Source organism: Streptomyces sp. NPDC042259 (genome assembly GCF_055582085.1).
Map to the genome: position 1 here is coordinate 191,232 of NZ_JBVJDW010000003.1, position 23,821 is coordinate 215,052.

The following is a 23,821-nucleotide window of genomic DNA, read 5'->3' on the forward strand; positions in this document are numbered from 1 at the left end:
CAAGAAAGGTGCCGGAAGGCCGCACCCTCGGACCCGCCATGGCTTAGGACAGCCTAACCTCACTCTCTTTGGGGGTGGCAAGCTCCCCCCTCCCCACGGCCTCCCTCCAGCACTCCCACCGGGCCGCCCGTGCGGCCGGCCGCCGGGGCCCGGCCCGACGCGTCGTCATGTGGAGAGCCGGAGAACGGGTATGCCGGGGATGCCGATACCGAAGGTCTGCGCGTAAAGGGAGAGTTCCGCGTGCAAAGCCCGGACCATGGTGTCGGCCCGCCGGAAACCGTGCCCCTCGCCCTCGAAGGTCAGATACGCGTGCGGCACCCCCCGCCCGGCCATCGCCTCGACGAATCGCGCGCTCTGCGCGGCCGGGCAGATGGGATCGTCCAATCCCTGGAGAAGGACGAAGGCCGCGGACACCCGGTCGGCGCGATGCAGCGGCGAGCGGTCCCGGTAACGGTCGGGCACCTCCGCCAACGGACCGATCAGGCTCTCCAGATAGTGCGATTCGAAGTCGTGGGTGCCTCCCGTCGCCCAGGCCGGCAGATCCAGCACCGGGTAACTGATGGTGCCGCAGGCGTAGACGCCGGTGGCGACGAGCGAGGCGGCGGCCGTCCAGCCACCCGCGCTGCCGCCCCGGATGGCCAGCCGGGCCCGGTCGGCACTGCCCTCGTCGGCGAGCACCTCGGCCACGGCCGCGCAGTCCTCCACGTCGACGACGCCCCACCGCTCCCGCAGCCGGTCGCGGTAGGCACGCCCGTAGCCCGTCGAACCGCCGTAGTTGACCTCGGCCACCCCGATGCCGCGCGAGGTGAAATAGGCGATCTCCAGATCCAGTACCAGCGGTGCCCGGCTGGTGGGGCCGCCGTGCGCCCACACTACGAAGGGGGGCAGTTCGTCGGCGGGCGCGGTGTGGTCGGGGCTGTGCGGCGGATAGATATGGGCGTGGATGTCCCGCCCGTCCGGCCCGACGAAGGTGCGGATCAGCGGCTCCGGGTAGTACGCGGGGTCCACGGGATCGCGGTGCCTGGCGCCTATCGCCCTGGCCCGGCCGGTGCGGGTGTCGAGCTCGACCACCTCATAGGCCGTACGGGGGCTCGCCGCGACTCCGACGACGCGGGTGCCGGCGACCGCCAGCGTCGGGGCCCACTCCGTCCACGGGCCGGCCGCGTCGACCAGCTCGCCGGTCTCGGTGTCGAGTATCCCGAGGGCGGTGGCGCCCCGGCCGTGGATCACGGCGATCAGGCCGTGGTCCAGCGGCTGGAACCAGCGGTGGCCCACCCGCCACAGCGGGCCCGCGAACTCCTCCTCGCGCGGGCAGAGGTTGACGCTCTCGCCCGTCTCCGGGTCGAGGCGGTGCAGATTCCACCAGCCGGTGCGGTCGGTCGCGCCGAGCAGCGCGCCGTCGCGGTCCCACTCCACCTGGGCGACGGCCTCCCGGGGGCCGCCCATGACCGTGCGGGCGTCCGTGAGCCGGCCGTCCGCCGTGACGTCGGCGAGCTTCAGCTCGGTGCCCTCCCAGGGCATACGGGGGTGGTCCCAGGCGATCCACGCCGCTCGCAGACCGTCCGGCGAGAGCCGTGGCCCGGTGACGAAACGGTGCCGGTCGTCGGTCAGCTCGCGCACCCTCGCGCGGTCCCCGGCGGCGGAACCGTCCAGGGGGACGGCGGCGAGCACCCGCCGCACCTCGCCCGCCCCTTCCCCGGTGAACTCCTCCAGGACGCACCACACTTCGCCCCGCTCCGGCCGGAGCACCGGATCCGCCCAGCGCAGTCCGCCGCCGACCGGCGAGAGCGGCGTCAGCGGCCTCGGCTCACCACCCGCCGCGCTGTCGGGCTCGCAGACGTACAGCCGCTGGTCGGCGAAGTCGACGAAGACCAGCAGGGGTCCGCCGGTCTTTCGGGGCACCGCCGCCCAGGGCTGCCCCCCGTACTCCAGGAACCGGCTGCGCACGTTCCACGGGGCGGGCAGCGGGCTGGTCTCGCTGCCGTCGGGGCGGCGGCGCACCAGCGTCTGCCGCCCCCGCTCCGCCGGGCGCGGCTCGACCCACCACACCTCGTCGCCGACCGTGCCGGCGTACTCGGGTTTGCCGTCGTGCGACGCGGCGAGCGCGGCGTCGATCGGGGACGGCCAGGCTCCGTAGGGCGCCGTGGACACCATGATTACCGCGCCTCCTTGCGGCCGTCATCGGCCAGAAAGTGGTCCAGCACGCCCACCCCGAAGTGCAGCGCCTCGACCGGGACCCGTTCGTCGACGCCGTGGAAGAGCGCCTGGTAGTCGAACCCCCGGGGCAGCCGGAGCGGTGCGAAGCCGTAGCCGGCGATGCCGAGCCGGGCGAACTGCTTGGCGTCCGTGCCGCCGGACATGCAGAACGGCACCACGTGGCCGCCCGGGTCGAACCGCTCCAGGGCCGCCCGCATCCGTGCGAACACCGGGGCGTCGACGGGCGCCTGGAGGCCGTTCTCCCGGTGGTAGTACTCCCAGGCCACCTGGGGTCCGGTGAGCCGGTCCATGGTGGTGCGGAACTCCTCCTCGCCGCCGGGGACCATCCGCCCGTCGACGAAGCCGACGGCGGTGCCGGGGATGACGTTGACCTTGTACCCGGCGTGGAGCATCGTCGGGTTGGCGCTGTTGCGGACCGTCGGGGTGATCAGCGCGGCGGCGGACCCCAGCTTGCCCAGCAGCCCGTCGGCGTCGAACTCGGCGTCGTCCGGGTCTGTTTCGATGTCGTACAGCGCGGCGATCTCCCGCAGCGAGGCCCGCACGGTGGGGGTGAGCCGGACCGGCCACCGGTGTTCGCCGATGCGGGTGACGGCGGCGGCGAGCGCGCTGACCGCGTTGTCGGTGTTGACCTTGGAGCCGTGCCCGGCGGTGCCGCGTGCGGTGAGCTTGAGCCAGGCCGTGCCGCGCTCCCCCGCCGCCACGGGGTAGATCCGCAGCCCGCCGTCACCGTGGAAGGTGTACGCGCCGGACTCGCCGATGCCCTCGGTGCAGCCCTCGAACAGCTCCGGGTGTTCGTCGGCGAGGAAGCCGGAGCCGACGGCGGCGCTGTCCTCCTCGTCGGCGGTGAAGGCCAGCACGATGTCCCGCCGCGGCCGGAAGCCGGCCCGGGCCCATGCCCGCACCACGGCCAGGACCATCGCGTCCATGTCCTTCATGTCGACCGCGCCCCGGCCCCACACCACCCCGTCGCGGACCTCTCCCGAGAAGGGGTGGACGCTCCAGTCGGCGGGCTCGGCGGGGACGACGTCGAGATGCCCGTGGACCAGCAGCGCGTCCGCGCCCGGATCGGTGCCGGGAATCCTGGCGACCACGTTCGTACGGCCCGGCTCCTTCTCCAGCAGGGCCGGCTCGATGCCCGCCTCGGCGAGCCGCTCAGCGACGTATTCCGCGGCCGGGCGCTCCCGGCAGTCCCCACCGCCGCGATTGGTGGTGTCGATACGGATCAGCTCCGAAGTGAAGCGCACGGCCTCCTCCAGCGCCTGTCCGTCGACCCGCTCCGTCATGACGTCAGCCATATTGCTCCTCCACCGCGGCCGACACGACGGTCGTGACCGCCTTGAAGCAGCGGATGCCCTCGTACATGGTCGGCGTGGTGTAGGAGACCCGGCGCTCACCCGTGTGCTCGACGCCCGGCACGGCCGTCGCCGCCCCGGCCAGATGGGTGGCGTCGAACTCCAGCTCCACCGTGAACGGGCCGCCTTCGACGGGCTCGTGCCGCATCGCGAGCGCGGCGCCCCGGGACGCCGCAGCCCTGATGTCCGCGGCGGTACGGGCCGGGGTCCGGCACACCGCCGCGTACCGCGAGACATAGTCCTTGACCGCCACCGAAGGGGCCAGCGGCGCATATCCCTCGGCGTCCTCGCATGTGCGGTCGTCGCCGGTCACCAACACCACGGGAACACCGTATTCGGCCACGACCAGCGAGTTCAGCAGACCCTCGCTGGCGCGCTCACCGCTCACCCATACGCCGGTGAGGGAGTTGGCGAGATAGGTGTGCGCGAGGACCCCCTCCGCGCCCGCCGCCGCGTGGTAGCCGACGAAGGCGACACCGTCCACGTCACCGTGCTGGACGCCCTCCACCATGCTCAGCGTCTTGTGCTTGCCGGTGAGCATCTCGGCCCGCTCGTCCAGCTTCTCCAGCAGCAGATTGCGCATGCTCCAGTGCGCCTCATTGACGAGGACCTCGTCGGCGCCGCCGTCGAAGAACCCGGCGATCGCCGCGTTCACATCCGACGTGAACATATGGCGGCACCGCTCCCACTGCGGCGTGCCGGGCAGCACATCGGCGGGCCAGGTGACGCCGGTGGCGCCTTCCATGTCCGCGGAGATCAGGATCTTCATGCCCCGTCACGTTACGCGTCGGCGAACACCCGGACCAGGCCTGTGGATAACTCCGGAGGTCCAGACCACCGAAGGTCGACCCGGGTGGCCCAAAGGAAGGAACCGCATGCGGCCCACCATCGTGCTTCTGAGTCCCCTGAGCGATCACCGGGAGGTCGTGGCCAGGCTACGGCGAGCCGGCTCGTACACCGAGGGGACGGTCTTCGACCGTCTGGAGCGGGGAGAGGACGTTTTCGGGGTGGACGTCTCCGGTGACGTTCTCGACGAGTACGAGGAGGAGGAGACCGCGGCGATCTCCGGCCGACTCGGGGAATTCGGTGCGGTCCTCCTCGAATACCCGGCCGTACCCGCCGTGCGGGAACTCCTGATCGGGACGGTGCGGGGAATGCATGGGCTCCTGGACACCAATCACGGCGAACTCGTGCCGTTCGCCGACGTCCTGGCCCGTTTCCGGGCCGACCCTTCCTGGGACTGGAGACGCACCACCGCGCAATGAGCGACGAGATGAACGCTCACACATGCGTGTCGAGCAGCTCGCGCCGCCCCCGCCGCGCGCAGGGCCCCGGCATCCAGCTCGCCCCGTATGCGCGGGGCGAGCTGGGCCCGGTACATGTCCGGGCTGTTCGGGCGTGCTGTCGAGCGAGGGCGGTACCCGTCAATTCCGTCCGACGACGAACCAGTGGGCGGGCAATTCGATGCGCCTGCCGTCCGCGTGGAACTCCTCCATCGCCAGATCGATGTCCCCTTCGGCGAACGACTCCAGGCCCGCCGTCCGCAACAGCCGGCGCACCTCGTCGTCGGCGACCTCCGCGGGCCGCAGACCGTGGGCGAACACCCGCTGGAGCTTGTGCGACGGACCGCCCGGCTGCCGCGCCACCTCCTGGAGGACGTCCTTGGCCCGCCCCCGCAGCTCGACCACGAAGCCCCGCCCGCGGGTTCCGACCAGCTCGGCCACCGCCCCGGCGACGGCTGCCCGGTCCTGCGGATCGCTCTGGTGGATCACGGCCCGCATATAGACGTTGCAGTCCCCGAGCCGCTCGTGGAGCGCCCGCACCGCCTCCGTGTCCACCAGGTCGAGCTGCTCGAACGCGACGTTCGCGGCGGTGCCGTACGTGCGTCGCGCGTGCTCCACCGCGGCCCGCGAGAGGTCCACGCCGAGCACGCGGGGGAAGCGGGTGGCGAGGAAGCGGGTCTGGGTGCCGTTGCCGCAGCCGAGGTCGACGACCGGCAGCGCCGGGTCCATGTACGGTGCGAGCAACGCCAGATGGGGCGCCGCGGTCAGGGCGGGGTCCGAGTCCCAGATCGCGTCACCCGGGACGTCGGAGGTCTCCTCCCAGAACCCTTCCCAGGCCTTGCTGTACCGGTCCGACACACTCATGGGCACTCCCGATGCCGAGGGGCGACGACTCGTCACGATCTTGACTACGCCGTCGCCGGTCCCCCGGCAAGAGTCACCCGCCCACATTCACCCGGCCGAGGCCCGCCGTGGCGGGCGCGGCAGCGCTTGTTCGCACCAGACCGTCTTGCCCCGCCCCGAGTGGCTCGCGCCCCACGCCCGCGCGAGAGCGCCCACCACCCGCAGTCCCCGGCCGTACTCGTCGCCGGCGCCCGTGCTCAGCAGCGCGGGCAGCGTGTGGTCGTCGTCGGTGACCTCGCACAGCAGCACGTCGGTCCGCACCAGCCGGAGCCCGATCCGGTCGGTGCGGGCGTGCCGTACGGCGTTGCCGACGATCTCACCGACGAGGAGTTCGGCGGTGCCGACCGCCTCCGACAGCCCCCATGCGACCAGCCGGTCCGCCACGAGCCGCCGGGCCCGGCCCGCCTCGCGCGGGTCCGCCCCCAGCTCCCACTCGGCGACGTGCTCCGGCGCGATGCCGTTGAGCCGGGCCATCAACAGGGCCACGTCGTCCTTGCGCCCCTCCCCCGTGTTGAGGGCGCGGATGATGGTGTCGCAGGCGTCGTCCATGGAGGCCGCCGGGTGCGCGGCGGACTCGCACAGCGCCGCGAGGCCGGTGCCGATGTCCTGGCCGCGCACCTCCACCAGGCCGTCGGTGCACAGCACGAGCCGGTCGCCGGGTGCCACCGGCACCACCGCCTCCTCGAAGGGCACTCCGCCGACTCCTATCGGCGCGCCCGTGGGCAGCTCCAGCAGCACGCTGCGCCCGTCCTCGGCCCGCACCAGGACGGGCGGGATGTGCCCCGCGTTGGCGATGGTCAGCTCCGAGCGGACGGGATCGTAGACGGCGTAGAGGCAGGTGGCGAGATAGTGCTCGCCGAGGCGTTGCGCGATGTCGTCCAGATTGCGCAGCAGCTGCGCGGGCGGCAGGTCCAGGGCGGCCATGGTCTGCACGGCGGTACGCAACTGGCCCATCATGGCGGCGGAGTTCAGGCCGTGGCCCATGACGTCGCCGACGACGAGGGCGGTGCGCGAGCCGGGCAGTTTGACGCTGTCGAACCAGTCGCCGCCGACCCGGCCGAGGCGGGTGCCCGGCAGATAGCGGGTGGCGGTGTCGCAGCCGGCCATGCGCGGGTCAAGCCGCGGCAGCATGCTGTCCTGGAGGGTGTCGGCGACGTTCTCCTGGTAGGTGTACATACGGGCGTTGTCGAGGACGAGCCCGGCGCGGGCGGCGAGTTCGGCGCCGGTCGCGCGGTCCATGTCGTCGAACGGCGCGCGTCCGGCGCGGCGCATCAGGACCATGAAGCCGAGCACCACGTCACGGGCCTTGAGGGGCACGATGAGCATGGACCGGCCGTTGATCAGCGGCCGCAGGTCCCGCTTCTCGAACTGCCCGGAGATGCGGTTGCCCATCTCCTCGCTGACGTGGGGGATCAACACCGGCTCGCCGCTGACCATGCACCGGAAGAACGGGGTGTGCTCGGGGAAGGCGATGGCCTCGCCGACCGGCACCGTGTCGTCCCAGCGGCCGGGCTCGTCGTTGTGCTCGACCCAGACCCGGTGCCAGACGGTGGTGACGTCGGGCGGACCGTCGGGGAAACCCTCTCCCGCCAGGACGGCGGCCCGCAGATGGGTACCGGCGAAGTCGGTGAAGCGCGGTACGGCGGCGCTGGTGACCTCGCGGATGGTGCGTTCCAGATCGAGGGAGGTACCGATGCCGCCGCTGACCTCGTTGAGGAACTCCAGCCGTTCGCGCACGGCCGCGTATTCGAGGTCCTCGCCCTCGTACGCCCCTTCCGGCCCGGCCGGCCCGTCCCTCCCCACGGCACCGCCGGGCTCCTCGGCCCGGTCCGCGCCGGCCCGCGGGTCCGGGATCCGGCCGTCCGCCGACGGTAAGCCGCGGCGCCGCCGGGCGCGCCGCCCCGCGTACCTGGGCGTGCCCCAGTCCGGGGTCACGGGGACCCGCTCGGACCGGCTGAACTCCAGGGCGGGATAGCCCAGTTCGAGTACCTGCTCGACGATGCGGCCGCTCGCGGTGGGGCCCATGTTGGGCAGGATGTCCGGCAGTCGGTCGGCGAGGCCGTCGGCGCCGGACAGCTCGGTGTGCGGGGCGAAGCAGGGGGCCACCCGCTCCCCCTCCCCGCAGGGCAGGCCGGAGGTGTCCGCGGCCACCACCAGCAGCCGCTCCGGCCCGGGACCGGCCAGGGGGTACGCCCACCACAGCACGTCGAGCGGGCCGCGCCCGGGGCCGGCGAGACGGGCCCGGCCGGCCCTGGGGTAGCCGGGGGCCGGGTCCGCGCCGGCCGGCGGGGTCTCGTCCCAGTCGAGGGAGTCGTGCGCGGCGTAGCCCTGGAAGCCGTCGGCGCCGGGCAGGGCGCCGTGCACGGGCAGCAGATCGGTGGCGGCGCTGCCGACGGCCTCCTCACGCGTAGGTCCGAACAGCCTGCGGGCGCCGGTGCTCCAATGGGTCACCGACCCCGCGGAGTCCACGACGACGACCGCGAGCGGCAGCCGCCCGAGGGCGGCCTCCCGCTGCGCGAAGGCGGGCTCTGACGTGCCACGGTCCATGAGCGGTTGCTCCTTCGTACGCGTACGCAAGATCTGCGCCACCACTACCACGGTAGGCCCAGGGCGGGTCCTACCGTGGTCCATTAGCGGAATCCGTCGTGCGCTTTGCCTGGCCGGCGGTCGTTCGGCGACGAACGGGCGCCCTTCGGGCGTGTCCTCGAGTGCCGGACAGGCTCAACAGCCCGTCACGGCTGGTCGGCGTAGCCGAGTTGGAGGTCGCGCTCGGTGCGGCCGCCGCCCGCGATCTGGAGGACCGTGGCGACGGGCGGGTAGCCCGTGGCGACGACCGTGTACTCGCCCGCGGACAGGTCGACGAAGCGGAAGGCCCCGTCCGTTCCGGTGGTGGCGGTGTCCACCACATTGCCCCCGGCGTCGAGGAGGGTCACCCGGGCGTCCTCCACGGGCCGCCCGGCGCCCGCCCGCACGGTTCCGCGCAACACCGCGCCGCCCGCGAGTTCGACGTCCTGCCGGGTCTCGCGGGCGGACTGCACGGTGACCGGCAGCGCGGCGGGGCGGAAGGCCGGGGCGCTGGCCGCGAGGGTGTACTCGCCCGACACCAACTCGCTGATGACGTAGCCGCCTTCGCGTCCGGTGCGGGTGGAGGCGACGACCTCGCCGTGCACATTGGTCAGGGTGACCATGGCCTCGCGGACGGGGATGCCGTCGCCGGTGTGCACGGTGCCGGCCAGCCGTCCGGCGCCGCCGAGGACGACGTCGAGTTCGACCGGCCGTTCCCCGACGGTGACCGTGACGGCCTGCGGCTGGTGGCCGCCGGCGGCGGCGATGAGGACGTAGGCGCCGGTGCCGGGCGTGCTCAGCGCGTACCGCCCGTCCTCCCCCGTCGCGCCGCGGCCGATCTGGCGGCCCTGGACGTCGATGAGGGTGAGGGCGGCGCGGGGCACCGTGGTGCCGTCGGGGTGCTGGACGGTTCCGGTGACGGGGATGCCCGCGGTGAGCGGCGCCTGTTCACCGGCCGGGGGGAGGGCGGTGGCGCGGGGGGACGGGACGACGGGGGCCTCGGGGGCGTTGTGGGACACCAGTGGTTTCTCTTTCAGCAGGAAGGCGAGCAGGACGCCCACGATGAGGACCGGCACGAGGCAGAGGAAGACCCGCGGCATGGCCTCGGCGTAGGGCCGGCGGGCACCGAGGGTGCCGAGGACGGCGGCGCCGGCGAGACCGCCGAGCTGCAGGAAGTAGGCGTGGGCACCGGTGGCCGCGCCGATGTCGGCCGGGTGTACGGAGTTCTGCACGGCGAGGACGAGGACCGGCAGCACGAGGCCGACCCCCAGGCCGAGGACGGCCGTCCCGAGGCTGTGGGCCGGCCGGCCGGTGCCGGCGTCGGGACGGGAGAGCAGGTACAGGCCCCCGGCGCCGAGGGCGCAGCCGAGGGCGGGCAGGAGGGTGTGGCGTCCCGCGCGGCCGACGAGGCGGCTCGCCGCCGAGGAGCCGAGGGCGAGGCCTCCTGTCAGCGGCAGCACCAGCGGTCCGTACGCGGTGGCGCCGGCGCCGTCGGCCAGGTGCGCGAACGCCGTCAGGTAACCGGCGGCACCCATGAGGACGGCACCGACGACCGCGCCGAGAAGCGCGCTGCCGACGAAGACCCGGTCCCGGAAAAGGCGCGGTGGGATAATCGGTTCTGCTGCGTAGGACTCGACCACGACGAAGAGCAGCGCGGTGCCCAGTGCGCCCGCCCCGAGGCCGAGGACGACGTGGGAGCGCCACGCGTAGGCGGTACCGCCCCAGGTGGCCAGCAGCACCAGACAGGTCGAGGACGCCACGAGCAGCAGGGCCCCGAAGGCGTCGAACCGTGCCGCCCGGCGCGGCGGCCGGGGCAGCCTGAGGGCGGTGGCGACGACCACGAGCGCGAGCAGGCCGAGGGGGACGTTGCCGTAGCAGCACCAGCGCCAGGAGACATGGTCGGTGAGGTAGCCGCCGAGCGGCGGCCCGGCGAGGGCGGCGATCGCGTAGGCGGCGCCGAGGACGCCGAGGAAGCGGCCGCGCTCACGGGACGGGACGATGTCGGCGATGACCGCCTGGGCCCCGATCACCAGTCCGCCGCCGCCGATCCCCTGGAGCGCGCGGAAGACGACGAGTTGTTCCGTCGTGCGGGACGCACCGGCGAGCGCGGAACCGGCGACGAAGACGACGAGCGCGAAGAGGAAGACGCTCTTGCGCCCGTGGAGATCGCCGAGCTTGCCGTGGAGGGGCAGGGCCACCATGAAGGCCAGCAGGTAGGACGTCACGGCCCAGGACGGACCGCCCACGCCGTGCGGCACACCGGCGGCCCTCGGCAGGGCGGTGGCCATGACGGTCTGGCCGAGCGCCGCGAGGAACAGGGTGAGCAGCAGAGCGGTGAAGACGAGGCGGACCCGGACCGGCCCGGGGTGTGGCTCCCGGACGGCCGGCGCGGGCTCGGCGGCGGGCAGGGCGAGCGGTTCCCCGCTCCTCACCACGATGGTCTCGAAGGTGGTCACGCCCACGTACGTCTCCCCTCGTCGCGCCTGCGTCGCCGCCCATTTCTCGCATTACGCGACAACGGCGAGCAAGCGCGACGATTGACCGGAGAGGGCCCGAGAGGGGTGGCTGTGCGGCTTTCGTGCCGGTCGGAGGCGTACGGCACGTTGAGGCGCCGCTATGAAAACCACTCGAATCGGTGAGCCCGAACCGTGCGGGGTCCGGGCATTTCCGCAGACCGCCGCTACTTCTCGACCTCGTCCGCGAGCTTGTCGAGGACGGCGTCGTAGATCCGGCCGAGGCCCTTGGGCGCGAAGGCCCGCTCGAAGAAGCCGCCGATGCCGCCCGCGCCCTGCCAGACCGTGGTGACGACGACGTTGGCCTTGCCCTCGCCGGCGGGGGTGACGGTCCAGGTGGTCACCATGGAGGAGTTGAGGTCCTTCTCGACCAGCTGTCCGGTGGTCGGCTCGGTGACCTCCAGCAGGCAGTCGCGGACCCGCTTGCTGGTGGCCTGGAGCTTCCAGTGCACCTGGGTGCCCTCGCCGTCGCCGCCCTTGCGCACCTCGTACTCGCTGAAGTGCTCGGGGAGCAGCTTGGCGCGGGTGCCGCTGTAGTCCGCCAGCGCGTCGAACACCTCCTCCGGGTCCGCCGCGATGATCCGCTCCGTGGTGGCCTCGACCTGGCCCATGGCTTGTCCTCCCGGACGTCGTGCTTGGCATATCCGCCTGTCCGGCAAAGCCAACCATCATCGCCACACCCGCCCAAATCCGGGGCGGCCCATCGAGGACGAACGCATGTGCCACTCTTGCCTGGCCGGCGGATCTTCGGCTACCGGCCGTCTGTGCCGCCTGCGGCGGCTGAGCGCCCTGCGGGCGCGTCCTCAATCGCCGGACGGGCTCGAATCGAGCCCGCTGGGGGTCCCCCCAGCGGTAGCTGGGGGAGATTGAGGACACCGCCGCGCAGCGGAGGTGCGCCCTAGCCTTCATCCCCGCGGACGCGGGCCAGCGATGCGTCGGCCGCGGCGCGCAGCCGCTCGTGGGCCCGCGCGGCGCGGAGCACGGGCGTGGCACGGTCGTCGCCGAGGAGGCCGAGTCCTTCGACGCAGGCCCTGGCCACCGGCCAGCAGTGGTCCGGGGCGGCCAGCAGCCGTTCCAGGGTGGACGTCAGGGCGGGCACGGACTCGGGCGCGCGCAGTTCGGCGAGCAGCCGGACGGGGTGCACGGCGTAGGCGGTGCGCAGCGGGTTGGTGGCGAGGGCGGCGGCGGCCCGGGCGGTGCGGGGGTCGCGGAGCCGGCCGAGGGCGTGGGCGGCGGTCGCGCAGCGGACGGGCTCGCGGTAGTTGAGGAGGAGGACGAGGGTCTCGAAGGCGCGGCGGTCGCCCCAGGCCCCGAGGGTGAAGGCGGCGATCTCGCGGGCCCAGAGCGGCTGTTCGGCGGCGACCAGGATCTCGGCGAGCCGGTCGGCGCGCTCCGCGGCGGCCGGGGAACCGGTGGCCGGGGCGCCTTCGACGGCGAGTTCGAGCAACCGCTCGTACGCCGAGAATTCGGCCGGGGTGACCAGTTCGGCCCGCACCCGCCTCAGCAGTGCGCGGAATTCCTCTTCCATGTACCGCTTCCCTCCCGGAGTGGCCCAGGCCACATGGTATGTGGCGCGCACGCCCTCTGGCGCTCTCGGTTACCGGTAAGTTAATCTCCCGGACAAGAGCAGCACATCCGCTCGGCGGCCTGGTGACGCAGCCGCCGCGGCACCCTTGGGCGCTCTCGTTCAGCACTCTCGATGGCGGTTCGTCGGTTCGGCGCTTCGAGTACGGCACGGCCCCGGGACAGGGCCCGCCGGTCGCACAACTCCCTTTCCGTGGCCGTTCCTTACCCGCGCCCGGAAAATCCTCAGTCGCCGCAGCCCGGCCAGGGGCCCCTCCTTCGACATCCCCCTGCGCACGGGAACACATCCTGGAGTCTCGCGATGGACCGTACGTCCAGCCCTGAGCCGTCCCCTCTGTCCCCTTCCTCCCCCCTGCCCGCGCCCCGGCTGGGGACCGTCGCCGTGGTCGGCCTCGGCACCATGGGCACCGGCATCGCCGAGGTGCTGGTGCTGGCCGGCCGCGAGGTCGTCGGCATCGACGTCCGCGAAGCCGCCGCGGTGCGGGCCACGGCGGCCCTCGACGCCGCCACCGCCCGGGCGGTGCGGCGCGAGCGGATCACCGAGGCGGAGCGGCGGGCCGCGCTGGCCCGCTTCCGCACCTCCCGTGAGCTGACGGCCGCCGCCGACGCCGATCTGGTGATCGAGGTCGTGCCGGAGGACTACGCCCTCAAGCACGAGGTCTTCACCGCGCTCGACGCGGTCGTGCGGCCCGACACCATCCTGGCGACCGGCACCAACGCCCTGTCGGTGACCCGGCTCGCCGCCGACTCCGCGCGGCCCGAGCGCGTTCTCGGGCTGCACTTCTTCAACCCGGCGCCGGCGATGAAGCTGGTCGAGATCGTCTCCTCGGTGCTCACCGCGCCGGCCGCCGTCACCGCCGTCACCGATCTCGCCCGCGAGCTGGGCAAGGAGCCGGTCGCGGTCGGCGACCGGCCGGGGTTCGTCGCCGACGGCCTGCTGTTCGGCTACCTCAACCAGGCGGCCGCGATGTACGAGGCGCGCTACGCCACCCGCGAGGACATCGACGCGGCGATGAGGCTGGGCTGCGGTCTGCCGATGGGCCCGCTCGCGTTGCTGGACCTGATCGGCATCGACACCGCCCGCACCGTCCTGGAGGCGATGTACGCCGCCTCCCACGACCGGCTGCACGCTCCCGCGCCGATCCTCGGCCAGCTCGCCGAGGCCGGGCTGACCGGCCGCAAGGCGGGGCGCGGTTTCTACACGTACGAGACGCCGGGCTCGGCCACCGTCGTCGCGGACGCGCGGACCCCGGGCCCGCGGCACGAGGTGGCCGGGGCGCGGGTGGTGACCTCGGTCGGTGTCGCCGGTTCGGGGACGATGGCCAGTGGTATCGCGGAGGTGTTCGCCAAGGCCGGGTACCGGGTGGTGCTCGCGGCGCGCTCGCCGGAGAAGGCCGAGGCGGCCAAGGCCCGGGTCGCGAAGTCCCTGGCCCGCTCGGTGGACAAGGGCCGGCTGACGGCCGAGGCACGGGAGGCGGCGCTCGCGGCGATCACCCCGGCGGGTTCGCTCGACGCGTTCGCGGAGGTCGATCTGGCCATCGAGGCGGTCGCCGAGGACCTGGCGGTCAAGCAGCGGCTCTTCGCCACGCTCGACGAGGTCTGCAAGCCGGGCGCGGTGCTGGCCACGACCACCTCCTCGCTGCCCGTCATCGCCTGTGCCCGCGCCACCTCGCGCCCGCAGGACGTCGTCGGCATGCACTTCTTCAATCCGGCGCCGGCGATGAAGCTGGTCGAGGTGGTCCGCACGGTGCTGACCTCCGACGAGGCGCACGCCACCGTCCGCGCGGTGTGCGCCGCGGTCCGCAAGCACCCGGTGGACTGCGGCGACCGGGCCGGGTTCATCGTCAACGCGCTGCTGTTCCCCTACCTCAACAACGCGATCAAGATGGTGCAGGAGCACTACGCGACGCTGGACGACATCGACGCGGCGATGAAGCTCGGCGGCGGCTACCCGATGGGCCCCTTCGAACTGCTCGACGTCGTCGGTCTCGATGTCTCGCTGGCCATCGAAAAGGTGCTGCACCGCGAGTTCCGCGACCCGGGACTGGCACCGGCGCCGCTGTTGGAGCACCTGGTGGCGGCGGGCTGCCTGGGCCGCAAGACGGGCCGCGGCTTCCGTGAGTACGCCCGGCGCTGACCCGGCCGTGCCCGGCCGAGGGGCGGGGTGGGGCGGACTGCTCGAACCGGTCGGCAGTCCGCCCCGGCACACCCATACGGACGCGTGTTACGTTCCCCACATGTCCCAGCCCGTGAAGCCCGCTCGACCGTCGCGCGCCAAGAAGGAGCCCGCGGAAGGCTCCGAGAGCACCGGCACCCGCCGTGCCGCCGCCCAGCGACTGACCATGCGCCGCAAACTCGCGGTGGCCGCCATGGAGTTGTTCGCGACGAAGGGCTACGAGGCGACGACCGTCGACGAGATCGCGGCCGCGGCCGGTGTCGCCCGCCGCACCTTCTTCCGCCACTTCCGCTCCAAGGAAGAGGCCATCTTCCCCGACCACGACGACACGCTCGTCCGGGCCGCGGGGGTGCTGGACGCCGCCCCGCCGCAGGAGAACCCGCTGGACACCGTCTGCCGGGGCATCAAGGAGGTCATGCGGATGTACGCGGCCTCCCCCGCCGTCTCCGTCGAGCGCTACCGCCTCACCCGCGAGGTGCCCGCCCTGCGGGAACGCGAGATCGCCTCGGTGGCGCGTTACGAGCGGCTGTTCACCCGCTACCTCCTCGGTCACTTCGACGAGGGCGCCCACCACGTGGGCGACGACGATCCGCTGCTCGCCGAGGTCGCCGCCTCGGCCGTGGTCACCGCGCACAACCACGTGCTGCGGCGCTGGCTGCGCGGCGGCGGCGAGGGCGACGTGGAGGCCCAGCTCGACCACGCCTTCGCCATCGTGCGGGACACCTTCGGCTCGGGCATCGGCGCCGGGCGCACCACATCGGCCGGCACCCCGGCGAGCGGGCCGGCCGCCACGGCGCGGACGGCGGGCGCCGAGGGCGAGGTGCTGGTCACGGTGGCCCGTACGGACGCCCCGCTGGAGGAGGTCATGCGCGTGATCGAGAAGGCGCTCAAGAAGAGCTGAGCACGCGATTCCGCACCCCCACCGCATCCCATAGCGGATATTTTCCGCCGAACCACCACAAAGGCCGCCCCGATCGGGGCGGCCTTTGCCGTGCCCCCGTCGTTCGCATGCCGCCCCGAATGTTGCTCATACGTGCCCGGCGGATGACATCTGAGAGAAATTGTTGGCACCCAGTGTCTTGTCCAGTGGCACGCGGTGCCATACCTTGTGGGTGTCCGGGCGGCCGGCGCGTCTGACACAACCGTCGCGCGTCGGCTGTCCCCACAACCCCGTTGTGCGCCCGGACGCCTGCGTCACAGGCTCCCAGTCACAGCTGGGCTACACCGCAAGCGCTCACCCGCGCAGCCGAGCACCACCCGCCGAACCGACGGCACCGCCTCTGCACCACCCCCGACGTTCCCTCAAGCCGTTCCCACGACGCGCTTCGCCGGAGGCCACACCGTGAACCACATCCTGGACGCGATCCTCGCGACCGACAGCACAGCCGAAGACTTCGCCGCCCTGCCCCTCCCCGAGTCCTACCGCGCGGTGACCGTGCACAAGGACGAGGCGGAGATGTTCGCCGGCCTCTCCACCCGGGAGAAGGACCCGCGCAAATCCCTGCACGTCGAGCAGGTGCCGCTGCCCGAACTCGGCCCCGGCGAGGCGCTGGTGGCCGTCATGGCCAGCTCGGTGAATTACAACTCCGTCTGGACCTCGATCTTCGAGCCCGTCTCGACCTTCTCCTTCCTCGAGCGCTACGGGAAGCTGTCCCCGCTGGCCAAGCGGCACGACCTCCCGTACCACGTGATCGGCTCCGACCTGGCGGGCGTGGTGCTGCGCACCGGGCCCGGCGTCAATGCCTGGAAGCCCGGCGACGAGGTCGTCGCGCACTGTCTGTCCGTCGAGCTGGAGTCCGCCGACGGGCACAACGACACGATGCTCGACCCCGAGCAGCGGATCTGGGGCTTCGAGACCAACTTCGGCGGCCTGGCCGAGATCGCGCTCGTGAAGTCCAACCAGCTGATGCCCAAGCCCGGCCACCTCAGCTGGGAGGAGGCCGCGGCCCCCGGGCTGGTCAACTCGACCGCCTACCGGCAGCTCGTCTCCCGCAACGGCGCCGGGATGAAGCAGGGCGACAACGTCCTGATCTGGGGCGCGAGCGGTGGACTGGGCAGCTACGCCACCCAGTTCGCGCTGGCCGGCGGCGCCAACCCGATCTGTGTGGTCTCCAGCCCGGAGAAGGCCGAGATCTGCCGGCGGATGGGCGCGGAGGCGGTCATCGACCGCAACGCCGAGGGCTACCGGTTCTGGAAGGACGAGCACCACCAGGACCAGCGCGAATGGAAGCGCTTCGGCAAGCGCATCCGCGAGCTGACCGGCGGCGAGGACGTCGACATCGTCTTCGAGCACCCGGGCCGCGAGACCTTCGGCGCCTCGGTGTACGTCACCCGCAAGGGCGGCACGATCGTCACCTGCGCCTCGACGTCGGGCTACAACCACGAGTACGACAACCGCTACTTGTGGATGTCGCTGAAGAGGATCGTGGGCTCGCACTTCGCCAACTACCGCGAGGCGTGGGAGGCCAACCGCCTGATCGCCAAGGGCAAGATCCACCCCACGCTGTCGAAGACGTACACGCTGGAGGAGACCGGCCAGGCCGCGTACGACGTGCACCGCAACCTCCACCAGGGCAAGGTCGGCGTGCTCGCGCTGGCCCCCGAGGAGGGGATGGGCGTGCGCGACCCGGAGATGCGTGAACAGCACATCGAAGCCATCAACCGCTTCCGCAACGTCTGAATCCGCGCCGTCTGACCACCGAAAGACGAAGACCACATGACTGAGCGTCAGAAGGATCGTCCGTGGCTGATGCGGACCTACGCCGGGCACTCCACGGCCGAGGCGTCCAATCAGCTCTACCGGCGCAACCTCGCCAAGGGCCAGACCGGCCTGTCGGTCGCGTTCGACCTCCCGACGCAGACCGGTTACGACCCCGACCACATCCTCGCCCGCGGCGAGGTCGGGCGGGTCGGGGTCCCGGTCTCCCATCTCGGTGACATGCGGCGGCTGTTCCAGGACATCCCGCTGGAGCAGATGAACACCTCCATGACCATCAACGCCACGGCCATGTGGCTGCTGGCGATGTACCAGGTGGTGGCGGAGGAGCAGGGCGCCGACGTCACCAAGCTCTCCGGGACGACCCAGAACGACATCGTCAAGGAATACCTCTCCCGCGGGACGCACGTCTTCCCGCCGGGGCCCAGCCTCCGGCTGACCACGGACATGATCACCTACACGGTGAACAACATCCCCAAGTGGAACCCGATCAACATCTGCAGCTATCACCTGCAGGAGGCGGGGGCCACTCCGGTCCAGGAGATCTCGTACGCGATGTCCACGGCGATCGCCGTGCTCGACGCGGTGTTCGCCTCCGGCCAGGTGCCCGAGGAGCGCAAGGGCGATGTCGTGGCCCGGATCTCGTTCTTCGTCAACGCCGGGGTCCGCTTCGTCGAGGAGATGTGCAAGATGCGCGCCTTCGGCCGCATCTGGGACCGGGTCACCCGGGAGCGGTACGGCATCGAGAACCCCAAGCAGCGCCGCTTCCGCTACGGCGTCCAGGTCAACTCCCTCGGGCTGACCGAGGCGCAGCCGGAGAACAACGTCCAGCGCATCGTGCTGGAGATGCTGGCCGTCACCCTCTCCAAGGACGCCCGCGCCCGGGCCGTGCAGCTGCCCGCCTGGAACGAGGCGCTGGGCCTGCCGCGCCCCTGGGACCAGCAGTGGTCGCTGCGCATCCAGCAGGTCCTCGCGCACGAGAGCGATCTTTTGGAGTACGAGGACATCTTCGCCGGGTCGCACGTCGTCGAGGCCAAGGTGGCGGCGCTGACCGACGAGTGCCTGGCCGAGATGGCGCGGATCGAGGAGATGGGCGGCGCGATGGCGGCCGTCGAGTCGGGCTATCTGAAGTCCCGGCTGGTCTCCTCGCACGCCGAGCGGCGGGCCCGGATCGAGGCCGGCGAGGAGAAGATCGTCGGCGTCAACTGCTACGAGTCCACCGAGCCCAACCCGCTCACCGCCGACCTCGACGCCGCGATCATGACGGTCGACCCGGCGAACGAGGCCCGGGTGGTGGCGGGCCTGCACTCCTGGCGCGACAACCGCGACGAGGGCCGGGCCCAGGAGTCGCTGTCGGCGCTGAAGAAGGCGGCGGCGGGCACGGAGAACCTGATGGCCGCCACGCTGGAGTGTGTCCGCGCCGGTGTGACGACCGGGGAGTGGTCCTGGGCCCTGCGGGACGTCTTCGGCGAGTTCCGGGCCCCCACCGGCGTGAGCAGCGCCCCGGTGGCGGTCACCGCCGAGGCGGGCACTCCGCTCGCGGCGGTCCGCGAGAAGGTCGCCCGCACCGCCGAGGAGCTGGGCAGCGGCAAGCTGCGCCTGCTGGTGGGCAAGCCGGGCCTGGACGGGCACTCCAACGGCGCCGAGCAGATCGCCGTACGGGCCCGTGACGCCGGGTTCGAGGTGGTCTACCAGGGCATCCGGCTCACCCCGGAGCAGATCGTCTCGGCGGCCGTCGCCGAGGACGTGCACTGCGTGGGCCTGTCCATCCTCTCCGGCTCGCACGCCGAACTGGTGCCGGACGTCCTGGCCCGGTTGCGGGCCACCGGGGCCGACGACATGCCCGTGATCGTCGGTGGCATCATCCCCTCGGCCGATGCCACCGCCCTGCGGGCGGCCGGTGTCGCGGCCGTCTTCACACCCAAGGACTTCGGAATCACGGAGATCATCGGCCGTATCGTCGACGAGATCCGGAAAGCGAACAAGCTCGACCCTCTGGAGGTCTCCGCATGACTGGTATTGCCGCCGGCTCCGTCAACCGCCTGCGTCCGCGCCGCTCCTGCCTCGCCGTCCCCGGCAGCAACCCGCGCTTCCTGGAGAAGGCCCAGGGCCTGCCCGCCGACCAGGTCTTCCTGGATCTGGAGGACGCCTGCGCCCCGCTGGCCAAGGAAGGCGCCCGGCACACGATCGTCGACGCGCTCAACAACGGCGACTGGACGGGCAAGACCAGGGTGGTCCGGGTCAACGACTGGACCACGCACTGGACGTACCGGGACGTCATCACCGTCGTCGAGGGGGCCGGCCCGAACCTCGACTGCATCATGCTGCCGAAGGTGCAGGACGCCCAGCAGATCGTCTCCCTCGACCTGCTGCTGACGCAGATCGAGAAGACCATGGGCTTCGAGGTCGGCCGCATCGGCATCGAGGCGCAGATCGAGAACGCCAAGGGTCTGGTGAACGTCGACGACATCGCCGCCGCCTCGCCGCGGCTGGAGACCATCGTCTTCGGCCCGGCCGACTTCATGGCCTCCATCAACATGAAGTCCCTGGTCGTCGGCGAGCAGCCGCCCGGCTACTCCGCGGACGCCTACCACTACATCCTCATGCGGATCCTGATGGCGGCCCGCGCCAACGACCTCCAGGCGATCGACGGCCCCTACCTGCAGATCCGCAACGAGGAGGGCTACCGCGAGGTCGCCGGGCGCGCGGCGGCGCTGGGCTTCGACGGCAAGTGGGTGCTGCACCCGGGCCAGGTCGAGCTGGCCAACGAGGTGTTCTCGCCCTCGCAGGAGGACTACGACCACGCCGAGCTGATCCTCGACGCGTACGACTACTGCACGTCCGAGGCGGGCGGCAAGAAGGGCTCGGCGATGCTCGGTGACGAGATGATCGACGAGGCCAGCCGGAAGATGGCGCTCGTGGTCGCGGGCAAGGGCCGCGCGGCCGGCATGACCCGTCACTCCAAGTTCGAGATCCCGGAGGCGTGAGCACCATGCAGTTCGGCCGCACCTTCGAGGAATTCACCGTCGGCGATGTGTACAAGCACTGGCCCGGCAAGACGGTCACCGAATACGACGACCACCTTTTCTGTCTGCTCACGATGAATCATCACCCGCTGCACATGGATGCCAACTACGCGGAGCGGACGACCGATTTCGGCCGGAACGTCGTGGTGGGCAATTACGTCTACTCGCTGCTGCTGGGCATGTCGGTCCCGGACGTCTCGGGCAAGGCGATCGCCAATCTGGAGGTCGAGTCGCTGCGGCACATCGCGCCGACCTTCCACGGCGACACGATCTACGGCGAGACGACCGTGCTGGACAAGACGCCGTCGAAGTCCAAGAGCGACCGCGGGATCGTCTACGTCGAGACCAAGGGCTACAAGCAGGACGGCACCGTCGTCTGCGTCTTCCGGCGCAAGGTGATGGTCCCCACCGCCACGTACATCAAGGAGCGCGGCGGGGAACAGCCCGGCCGCCCCGAACCGATCGTCCGGGAGAAGTGAGATGGGCCGCCTCGCGCAGACCGACGGGCTGACGGACGTCCAGCGGGAAATCCTCGCGACCGTCCGTGAATTCGTCGACAAAGAGATCATCCCGGTCGCGACCGAACTGGAGCACCGGGACGAATACCCGACGCGGATAGTCGAGGGCCTCAAGGAACTCGGGCTGTTCGGCCTGATGATCCCGGAGGAGTACGGCGGCCTCGGTGAGTCCCTTCTCACATACGCGCTGTGCGTCGAGGAGATCGCCCGCGGCTGGATGAGTGTGTCCGGGATCATCAATACGCATTTCATCGTCGCGTACATGCTCAAGCAGCACGGTACCCAGGAGCAGCGGGAGTACTTCCTGCCGAGGATGGCAGCGGGCGACGTCCGGGGTGCCTTCTCGATGTCGGAGCCGGGCCTGGGTTCGGATGTGTCCGCCATCACGTCCAAGGGCGTGCGGGACGGGGACGACTACGTCCTGACCGGTCAGAAGATGTGGCTCACCAACGGCGGCTCCTCGACCCTGGTCGCGGTGCTGTGCCGGACGGCCGAGGGGCACCCCGAGGGAACCGCCGCGCACAAGTCGATGACCACCTTCCTGATCGAGAAGGAGCCGGGGTTCGGCCAGGTCAAGCCGGGGCTGACCATTCCCGGCAAGATCGACAAGATGGGCTACAAGGGTGTCGACACCACCGAGCTGATCATGGACGGGCTGCGCGTCCCGGCCGATCGGGTGCTCGGCGGGACCACCGGCCGGGGCTTCTACCAGATGATGGACGGCGTCGAGGTCGGACGGGTGAACGTCGCGGCCCGTGGTTGCGGCGTCGCTCAGCGCGCTTTCGAGCTGGGCGTCTCCTATGCGCAGCAGCGTCACACCTTCGGAAAACCCATCGCGCAACACCAGGCTATTCAATTCAAACTGGCCGAAATGGCCACAAAGGTCGAAGCGGCGCATGCGATGATGGTGAACGCGGCCCGTAAGAAGGACTCGGGCCGCCGGAACGACCTCGAGGCAGGAATGGCCAAGTACCTGGCCTCCGAGTACTGCAAGGAGGTGGTCGAAGACGCCTTCCGTATCCACGGCGGCTACGGCTTCTCCAAGGAGTACGAGATCGAGCGCCTCTACCGCGAGGCCCCGATGCTGCTGATCGGTGAAGGTACCGCCGAGATCCAGAAAATGATCATCGGCCGCCGGCTACTCGAGGAGTACCGAATCCAGGGATAAATGTCCGGTTAGGGGTGTTTTGCTAGAGAAGAAGATCACACCCTGTCATCGGCGTTCGGCCACGGACTGGCCCTGGCGCTTGCCCAGTTGCCGCCGTAAACCGATACCATCCCCGGAAAGCCGCCGTCCCCCAATCGTTACGCGGCACCCTCCGCCACGAAGGTCATCCATGCCCCACAGCTCTTCCTCTGCACCACGCGGCCGCGTCCGCCTTGCGCGCGGAGCATCGCCGTGGCTCCTCCCGACCGTCGCCACCGCGGCGGTCAGCCTCACCCGCGCCCGGCGCTCCGGTCGCTGGGCGGCGCTGGCCGTGCCCACCACCGCGCTCGCGGCGGGCATGCTGTGGTTCTTCCGCGACCCCGAGCGCGAGATCACGCAAGGGCGGGTCATCTCCCCGGCCGACGGTGTGGTGCAGAGCATCATGCCGTGGAAGGACGGGCGCACCCGCGTCGCGATCTTCATGAGCCCGTTGAACGTCCACGTCAACCGCGCGCCGCTGGCCGGCACGGTGACGTCCGTGGAGCACATCCCCGGCGGGTTCATCCCGGCGTTCAACAAGGAGAGCGAGAACAACGAGCGCGTCGTCTGGCACTTCGACACCGAACTCGGTGACATCGAGATGGTGCAGATCGCCGGCGCCGTCGCCCGTCGCATCGTTCCCTACGTTCCGCAGAACACGAAGGTGGAGCAGGGCGAACGGATCGGCCTGATCCGCTTCGGCTCGCGCGTCGACATCTACCTCCCGGAGGGTGTCGAGGTCGCGGTCGAGGTCGGCCAGGCCACCACGGCAGGGGTGACACGCCTTGACCGTGATTGATCCGGAGACACAGACCTCCTGGGTGCCCGAGGTGGAGGCCGACGACACGGACGACATGCCGCTGTCGACCCGGCTGTCGATAGCGGACACCCTCACGCTGGGTAACGCGATCTGTGGCTTCATGGCGGTGTACTTCACCACCACCGGCGTCCTCATCCCGCATCTGACGGGCAACGAGGACGGCGGCATGGCCCGCCACAGTGCGGCCACCGCGGTGATACTGATGCTCCTCGCATCGGTCTTCGACCTGTTCGACGGGCTCGTGGCGCGCAAGCTCCGCAGCTCGGCGATGGGCGCGGAGCTGGACAACCTCTCCGACCTGATCAGCTTCGGGCTGGCGCCCGCGTACTTCGTGGTCGTGTGGGGCATGGTCGCCGACGACGCGCACCAGCGGGTCTCGGCGGTGGCGGCGATCGTGGTGCTGCTCGCGGTCGTCCTGCGACTGGCGCGCTTCAGCTGCGTCCAGCTGCGGGACGGGATCTTCCAGGGCATGCCGAGCCCCTTCGGGGCGCTGACGGTGGTCTCGATCGTGCTCCTGGAGCTGCCGTTCATCCCGACGCTGCTCGCGATCGTGGGCGTGGCGTGGCTGATGGTGAGCCGGGTGGAGTACCCCAAGCCGCGGGGCCGCCTGGCGGTGGCGATGCTCGGCTGGATCATGCTCAGCATGGGCCTGCTGGCCGCGTGGGCCTTCGAGGCCCCCGGCGGCGAGCTGCTCCTGCAGACGGGCTGCGCCCTCCAGGTCGTCCTCGGCGCGGTCATCCCGCTCTTCGCGACGGCCCGCCGGGTGAACACCTTCCGCGACAACCGCCGCGAGGCGCGCGCGGCTGCGCGGTAGGCGCGGTAGCGCCTGTAGGAACCGGTCAACGGCGTGGGGGGGGGGGGGGGGGGGCCCCCCCCCCCCCCCCCCTCTTTTCTCTCTGGTGGGATTCTTCCTACCGGAGGGAGCCCTGCTCCCAACTCGCTTCCCGGCCTCCCCCCCTCCT

Annotated in this window: 18 protein-coding genes; 10 read left to right on the forward strand and 8 right to left on the reverse strand. The window is 71.5% G+C overall.

Annotated features, from left to right (window positions below; genetic code table 11):
- Positions 1-165 precede the first annotated feature (165 nt).
- From ACZ6MA_RS09935 to ACZ6MA_RS09945, 3 genes are read right to left on the reverse strand one after another with little or no spacing between them, the layout of a single operon-like run.
- Complete coding sequence (locus ACZ6MA_RS09935; RefSeq protein WP_469432532.1) at positions 166-2,154, reverse strand: prolyl oligopeptidase family serine peptidase; 1,989 nt, start codon at positions 2,152-2,154, stop codon at positions 166-168.
- Between the two features lie 2 nt (positions 2,155-2,156).
- On the reverse strand, positions 2,157-3,512 hold the full coding sequence (locus tag ACZ6MA_RS09940; RefSeq protein ID WP_469432534.1) for a M20/M25/M40 family metallo-hydrolase: 1,356 nt from the start codon (positions 3,510-3,512) through the stop codon (positions 2,157-2,159).
- The gene (locus tag ACZ6MA_RS09945) at positions 3,505-4,338 is read right to left on the reverse strand and encodes a M55 family metallopeptidase (RefSeq protein ID WP_469432535.1); all 834 of its coding nucleotides are present in this window, start codon (positions 4,336-4,338) and stop codon (positions 3,505-3,507) included. Before ACZ6MA_RS09945 ends, ACZ6MA_RS09940 begins: the two co-directional genes overlap by 8 nt.
- A 106-nt stretch (positions 4,339-4,444) precedes the next feature.
- Here ACZ6MA_RS09945 and ACZ6MA_RS09950 point away from each other — a divergent pair, with 106 nt between their 5' ends.
- Positions 4,445-4,834, forward strand: a complete 390-nt coding sequence (locus ACZ6MA_RS09950) for a hypothetical protein (protein WP_469432536.1) — start codon at positions 4,445-4,447, stop codon at positions 4,832-4,834.
- A 159-nt stretch (positions 4,835-4,993) separates the two neighbouring features.
- Here the strand turns inward: ACZ6MA_RS09950 and ACZ6MA_RS09955 are convergent, their stop codons facing one another.
- The 5 genes from ACZ6MA_RS09955 to ACZ6MA_RS09975 all read right to left on the reverse strand — a co-directional run bounded on the left by ACZ6MA_RS09955 (position 4,994) and on the right by ACZ6MA_RS09975 (position 12,361).
- Positions 4,994-5,716 carry a class I SAM-dependent methyltransferase gene (locus tag ACZ6MA_RS09955; RefSeq protein ID WP_469432537.1) on the reverse strand — a complete coding sequence of 241 codons (723 nt, stop codon included), beginning with the start codon at positions 5,714-5,716 and terminating at the stop codon, positions 4,994-4,996.
- Between the two features lie 87 nt (positions 5,717-5,803).
- Positions 5,804-8,302, reverse strand: a complete 2,499-nt coding sequence (locus ACZ6MA_RS09960; protein ID WP_469432538.1) for an ATP-binding SpoIIE family protein phosphatase — start codon at positions 8,300-8,302, stop codon at positions 5,804-5,806.
- A gap of 185 nt (positions 8,303-8,487) precedes the next feature.
- Entirely contained in the window at positions 8,488-10,782 is a 2,295-nt protein-coding gene (locus ACZ6MA_RS09965; RefSeq protein ID WP_469432540.1) for an MFS transporter, read from the reverse strand.
- Between the two features lie 218 nt (positions 10,783-11,000).
- The gene (locus ACZ6MA_RS09970) at positions 11,001-11,444 is read right to left on the reverse strand and encodes an SRPBCC family protein (protein ID WP_469432541.1); all 444 of its coding nucleotides are present in this window, start codon (positions 11,442-11,444) and stop codon (positions 11,001-11,003) included.
- 287 nt (positions 11,445-11,731) lie between these two features.
- Entirely contained in the window at positions 11,732-12,361 is a 630-nt protein-coding gene (locus ACZ6MA_RS09975) for a HEAT repeat domain-containing protein (RefSeq protein ID WP_469432543.1), read from the reverse strand.
- Between the two features lie 357 nt (positions 12,362-12,718).
- Here ACZ6MA_RS09975 and ACZ6MA_RS09980 point away from each other — a divergent pair, with 357 nt between their 5' ends.
- From ACZ6MA_RS09980 to pssA, 9 genes are all read left to right on the forward strand, one after another.
- Positions 12,719-14,554, forward strand: a complete 1,836-nt coding sequence (locus ACZ6MA_RS09980) for a 3-hydroxyacyl-CoA dehydrogenase family protein (protein WP_469432544.1) — start codon at positions 12,719-12,721, stop codon at positions 14,552-14,554.
- A gap of 100 nt (positions 14,555-14,654) precedes the next feature.
- Positions 14,655-15,494 (forward strand): TetR family transcriptional regulator, encoded by an 840-nt coding sequence (locus ACZ6MA_RS09985; protein ID WP_469432545.1) that lies wholly within the window; start codon positions 14,655-14,657, stop codon positions 15,492-15,494.
- A gap of 441 nt (positions 15,495-15,935) precedes the next feature.
- Positions 15,936-17,273, forward strand: a complete 1,338-nt coding sequence (gene ccrA / locus ACZ6MA_RS09990; protein WP_469432546.1) for a crotonyl-CoA carboxylase/reductase — start codon at positions 15,936-15,938, stop codon at positions 17,271-17,273.
- Positions 17,274-17,309: 36 nt separating this feature from the next.
- Positions 17,310-19,322, forward strand: a complete 2,013-nt coding sequence (locus ACZ6MA_RS09995) for a protein meaA (protein ID WP_469432548.1) — start codon at positions 17,310-17,312, stop codon at positions 19,320-19,322.
- Positions 19,319-20,296 (forward strand): HpcH/HpaI aldolase/citrate lyase family protein, encoded by a 978-nt coding sequence (locus ACZ6MA_RS10000; RefSeq protein WP_469432550.1) that lies wholly within the window; start codon positions 19,319-19,321, stop codon positions 20,294-20,296. Before ACZ6MA_RS09995 ends, ACZ6MA_RS10000 begins: the two co-directional genes overlap by 4 nt.
- 5 nt (positions 20,297-20,301) lie before the next feature.
- A complete protein-coding gene (locus ACZ6MA_RS10005) occupies positions 20,302-20,814 on the forward strand; it encodes a MaoC family dehydratase (RefSeq protein WP_469433129.1) in 513 nt (170 codons plus the stop codon).
- A gap of 1 nt (position 20,815) precedes the next feature.
- A complete protein-coding gene (locus ACZ6MA_RS10010; protein ID WP_469432552.1) occupies positions 20,816-22,021 on the forward strand; it encodes an acyl-CoA dehydrogenase family protein in 1,206 nt (401 codons plus the stop codon).
- A gap of 169 nt (positions 22,022-22,190) precedes the next feature.
- Entirely contained in the window at positions 22,191-22,838 is a 648-nt protein-coding gene (locus ACZ6MA_RS10015; RefSeq protein ID WP_469432553.1) for a phosphatidylserine decarboxylase, read from the forward strand.
- Complete coding sequence (gene pssA, locus ACZ6MA_RS10020; RefSeq protein ID WP_469432554.1) at positions 22,825-23,673, forward strand: CDP-diacylglycerol--serine O-phosphatidyltransferase; 849 nt, start codon at positions 22,825-22,827, stop codon at positions 23,671-23,673. Before ACZ6MA_RS10015 ends, pssA begins: the two co-directional genes overlap by 14 nt.
- Positions 23,674-23,821: the final 148 nt, after the last annotated feature.

Excerpts from the sequence above, each read along its gene's own strand:
- ACZ6MA_RS09995 (WP_469432548.1), top strand. The coding sequence starts at position 17,310 with ATGACTGAGCGTCAGAAGGATCGTCCGTGGCTGATGCGGACCTACGCC.
- ACZ6MA_RS10005 (WP_469433129.1), top strand. The coding sequence starts at position 20,302 with ATGCAGTTCGGCCGCACCTTCGAGGAATTCACCGTCGGCGATGTGTAC.
- ACZ6MA_RS09955 (WP_469432537.1), bottom strand. The coding sequence starts at position 5,716 with ATGAGTGTGTCGGACCGGTACAGCAAGGCCTGGGAAGGGTTCTGGGAG.
- ACZ6MA_RS09935 (WP_469432532.1), bottom strand. The coding sequence starts at position 2,154 with ATGGTGTCCACGGCGCCCTACGGAGCCTGGCCGTCCCCGATCGACGCC.
- ACZ6MA_RS09975 (WP_469432543.1), bottom strand. The coding sequence starts at position 12,361 with ATGGAAGAGGAATTCCGCGCACTGCTGAGGCGGGTGCGGGCCGAACTG.
- ACZ6MA_RS10015 (WP_469432553.1), top strand. The coding sequence starts at position 22,191 with ATGCCCCACAGCTCTTCCTCTGCACCACGCGGCCGCGTCCGCCTTGCG.
- ACZ6MA_RS10000 (WP_469432550.1), top strand. The coding sequence starts at position 19,319 with ATGACTGGTATTGCCGCCGGCTCCGTCAACCGCCTGCGTCCGCGCCGC.
- ACZ6MA_RS09945 (WP_469432535.1), bottom strand. The coding sequence starts at position 4,338 with ATGAAGATCCTGATCTCCGCGGACATGGAAGGCGCCACCGGCGTCACC.
- ACZ6MA_RS09960 (WP_469432538.1), bottom strand. The coding sequence starts at position 8,302 with ATGGACCGTGGCACGTCAGAGCCCGCCTTCGCGCAGCGGGAGGCCGCC.
- ACZ6MA_RS09980 (WP_469432544.1), top strand. The coding sequence starts at position 12,719 with ATGGACCGTACGTCCAGCCCTGAGCCGTCCCCTCTGTCCCCTTCCTCC.
- ACZ6MA_RS10010 (WP_469432552.1), top strand. The coding sequence starts at position 20,816 with ATGGGCCGCCTCGCGCAGACCGACGGGCTGACGGACGTCCAGCGGGAA.
- ACZ6MA_RS09970 (WP_469432541.1), bottom strand. The coding sequence starts at position 11,444 with ATGGGCCAGGTCGAGGCCACCACGGAGCGGATCATCGCGGCGGACCCG.
- ACZ6MA_RS09940 (WP_469432534.1), bottom strand. The coding sequence starts at position 3,512 with ATGGCTGACGTCATGACGGAGCGGGTCGACGGACAGGCGCTGGAGGAG.
- ACZ6MA_RS09950 (WP_469432536.1), top strand. The coding sequence starts at position 4,445 with ATGCGGCCCACCATCGTGCTTCTGAGTCCCCTGAGCGATCACCGGGAG.
- ACZ6MA_RS09985 (WP_469432545.1), top strand. The coding sequence starts at position 14,655 with ATGTCCCAGCCCGTGAAGCCCGCTCGACCGTCGCGCGCCAAGAAGGAG.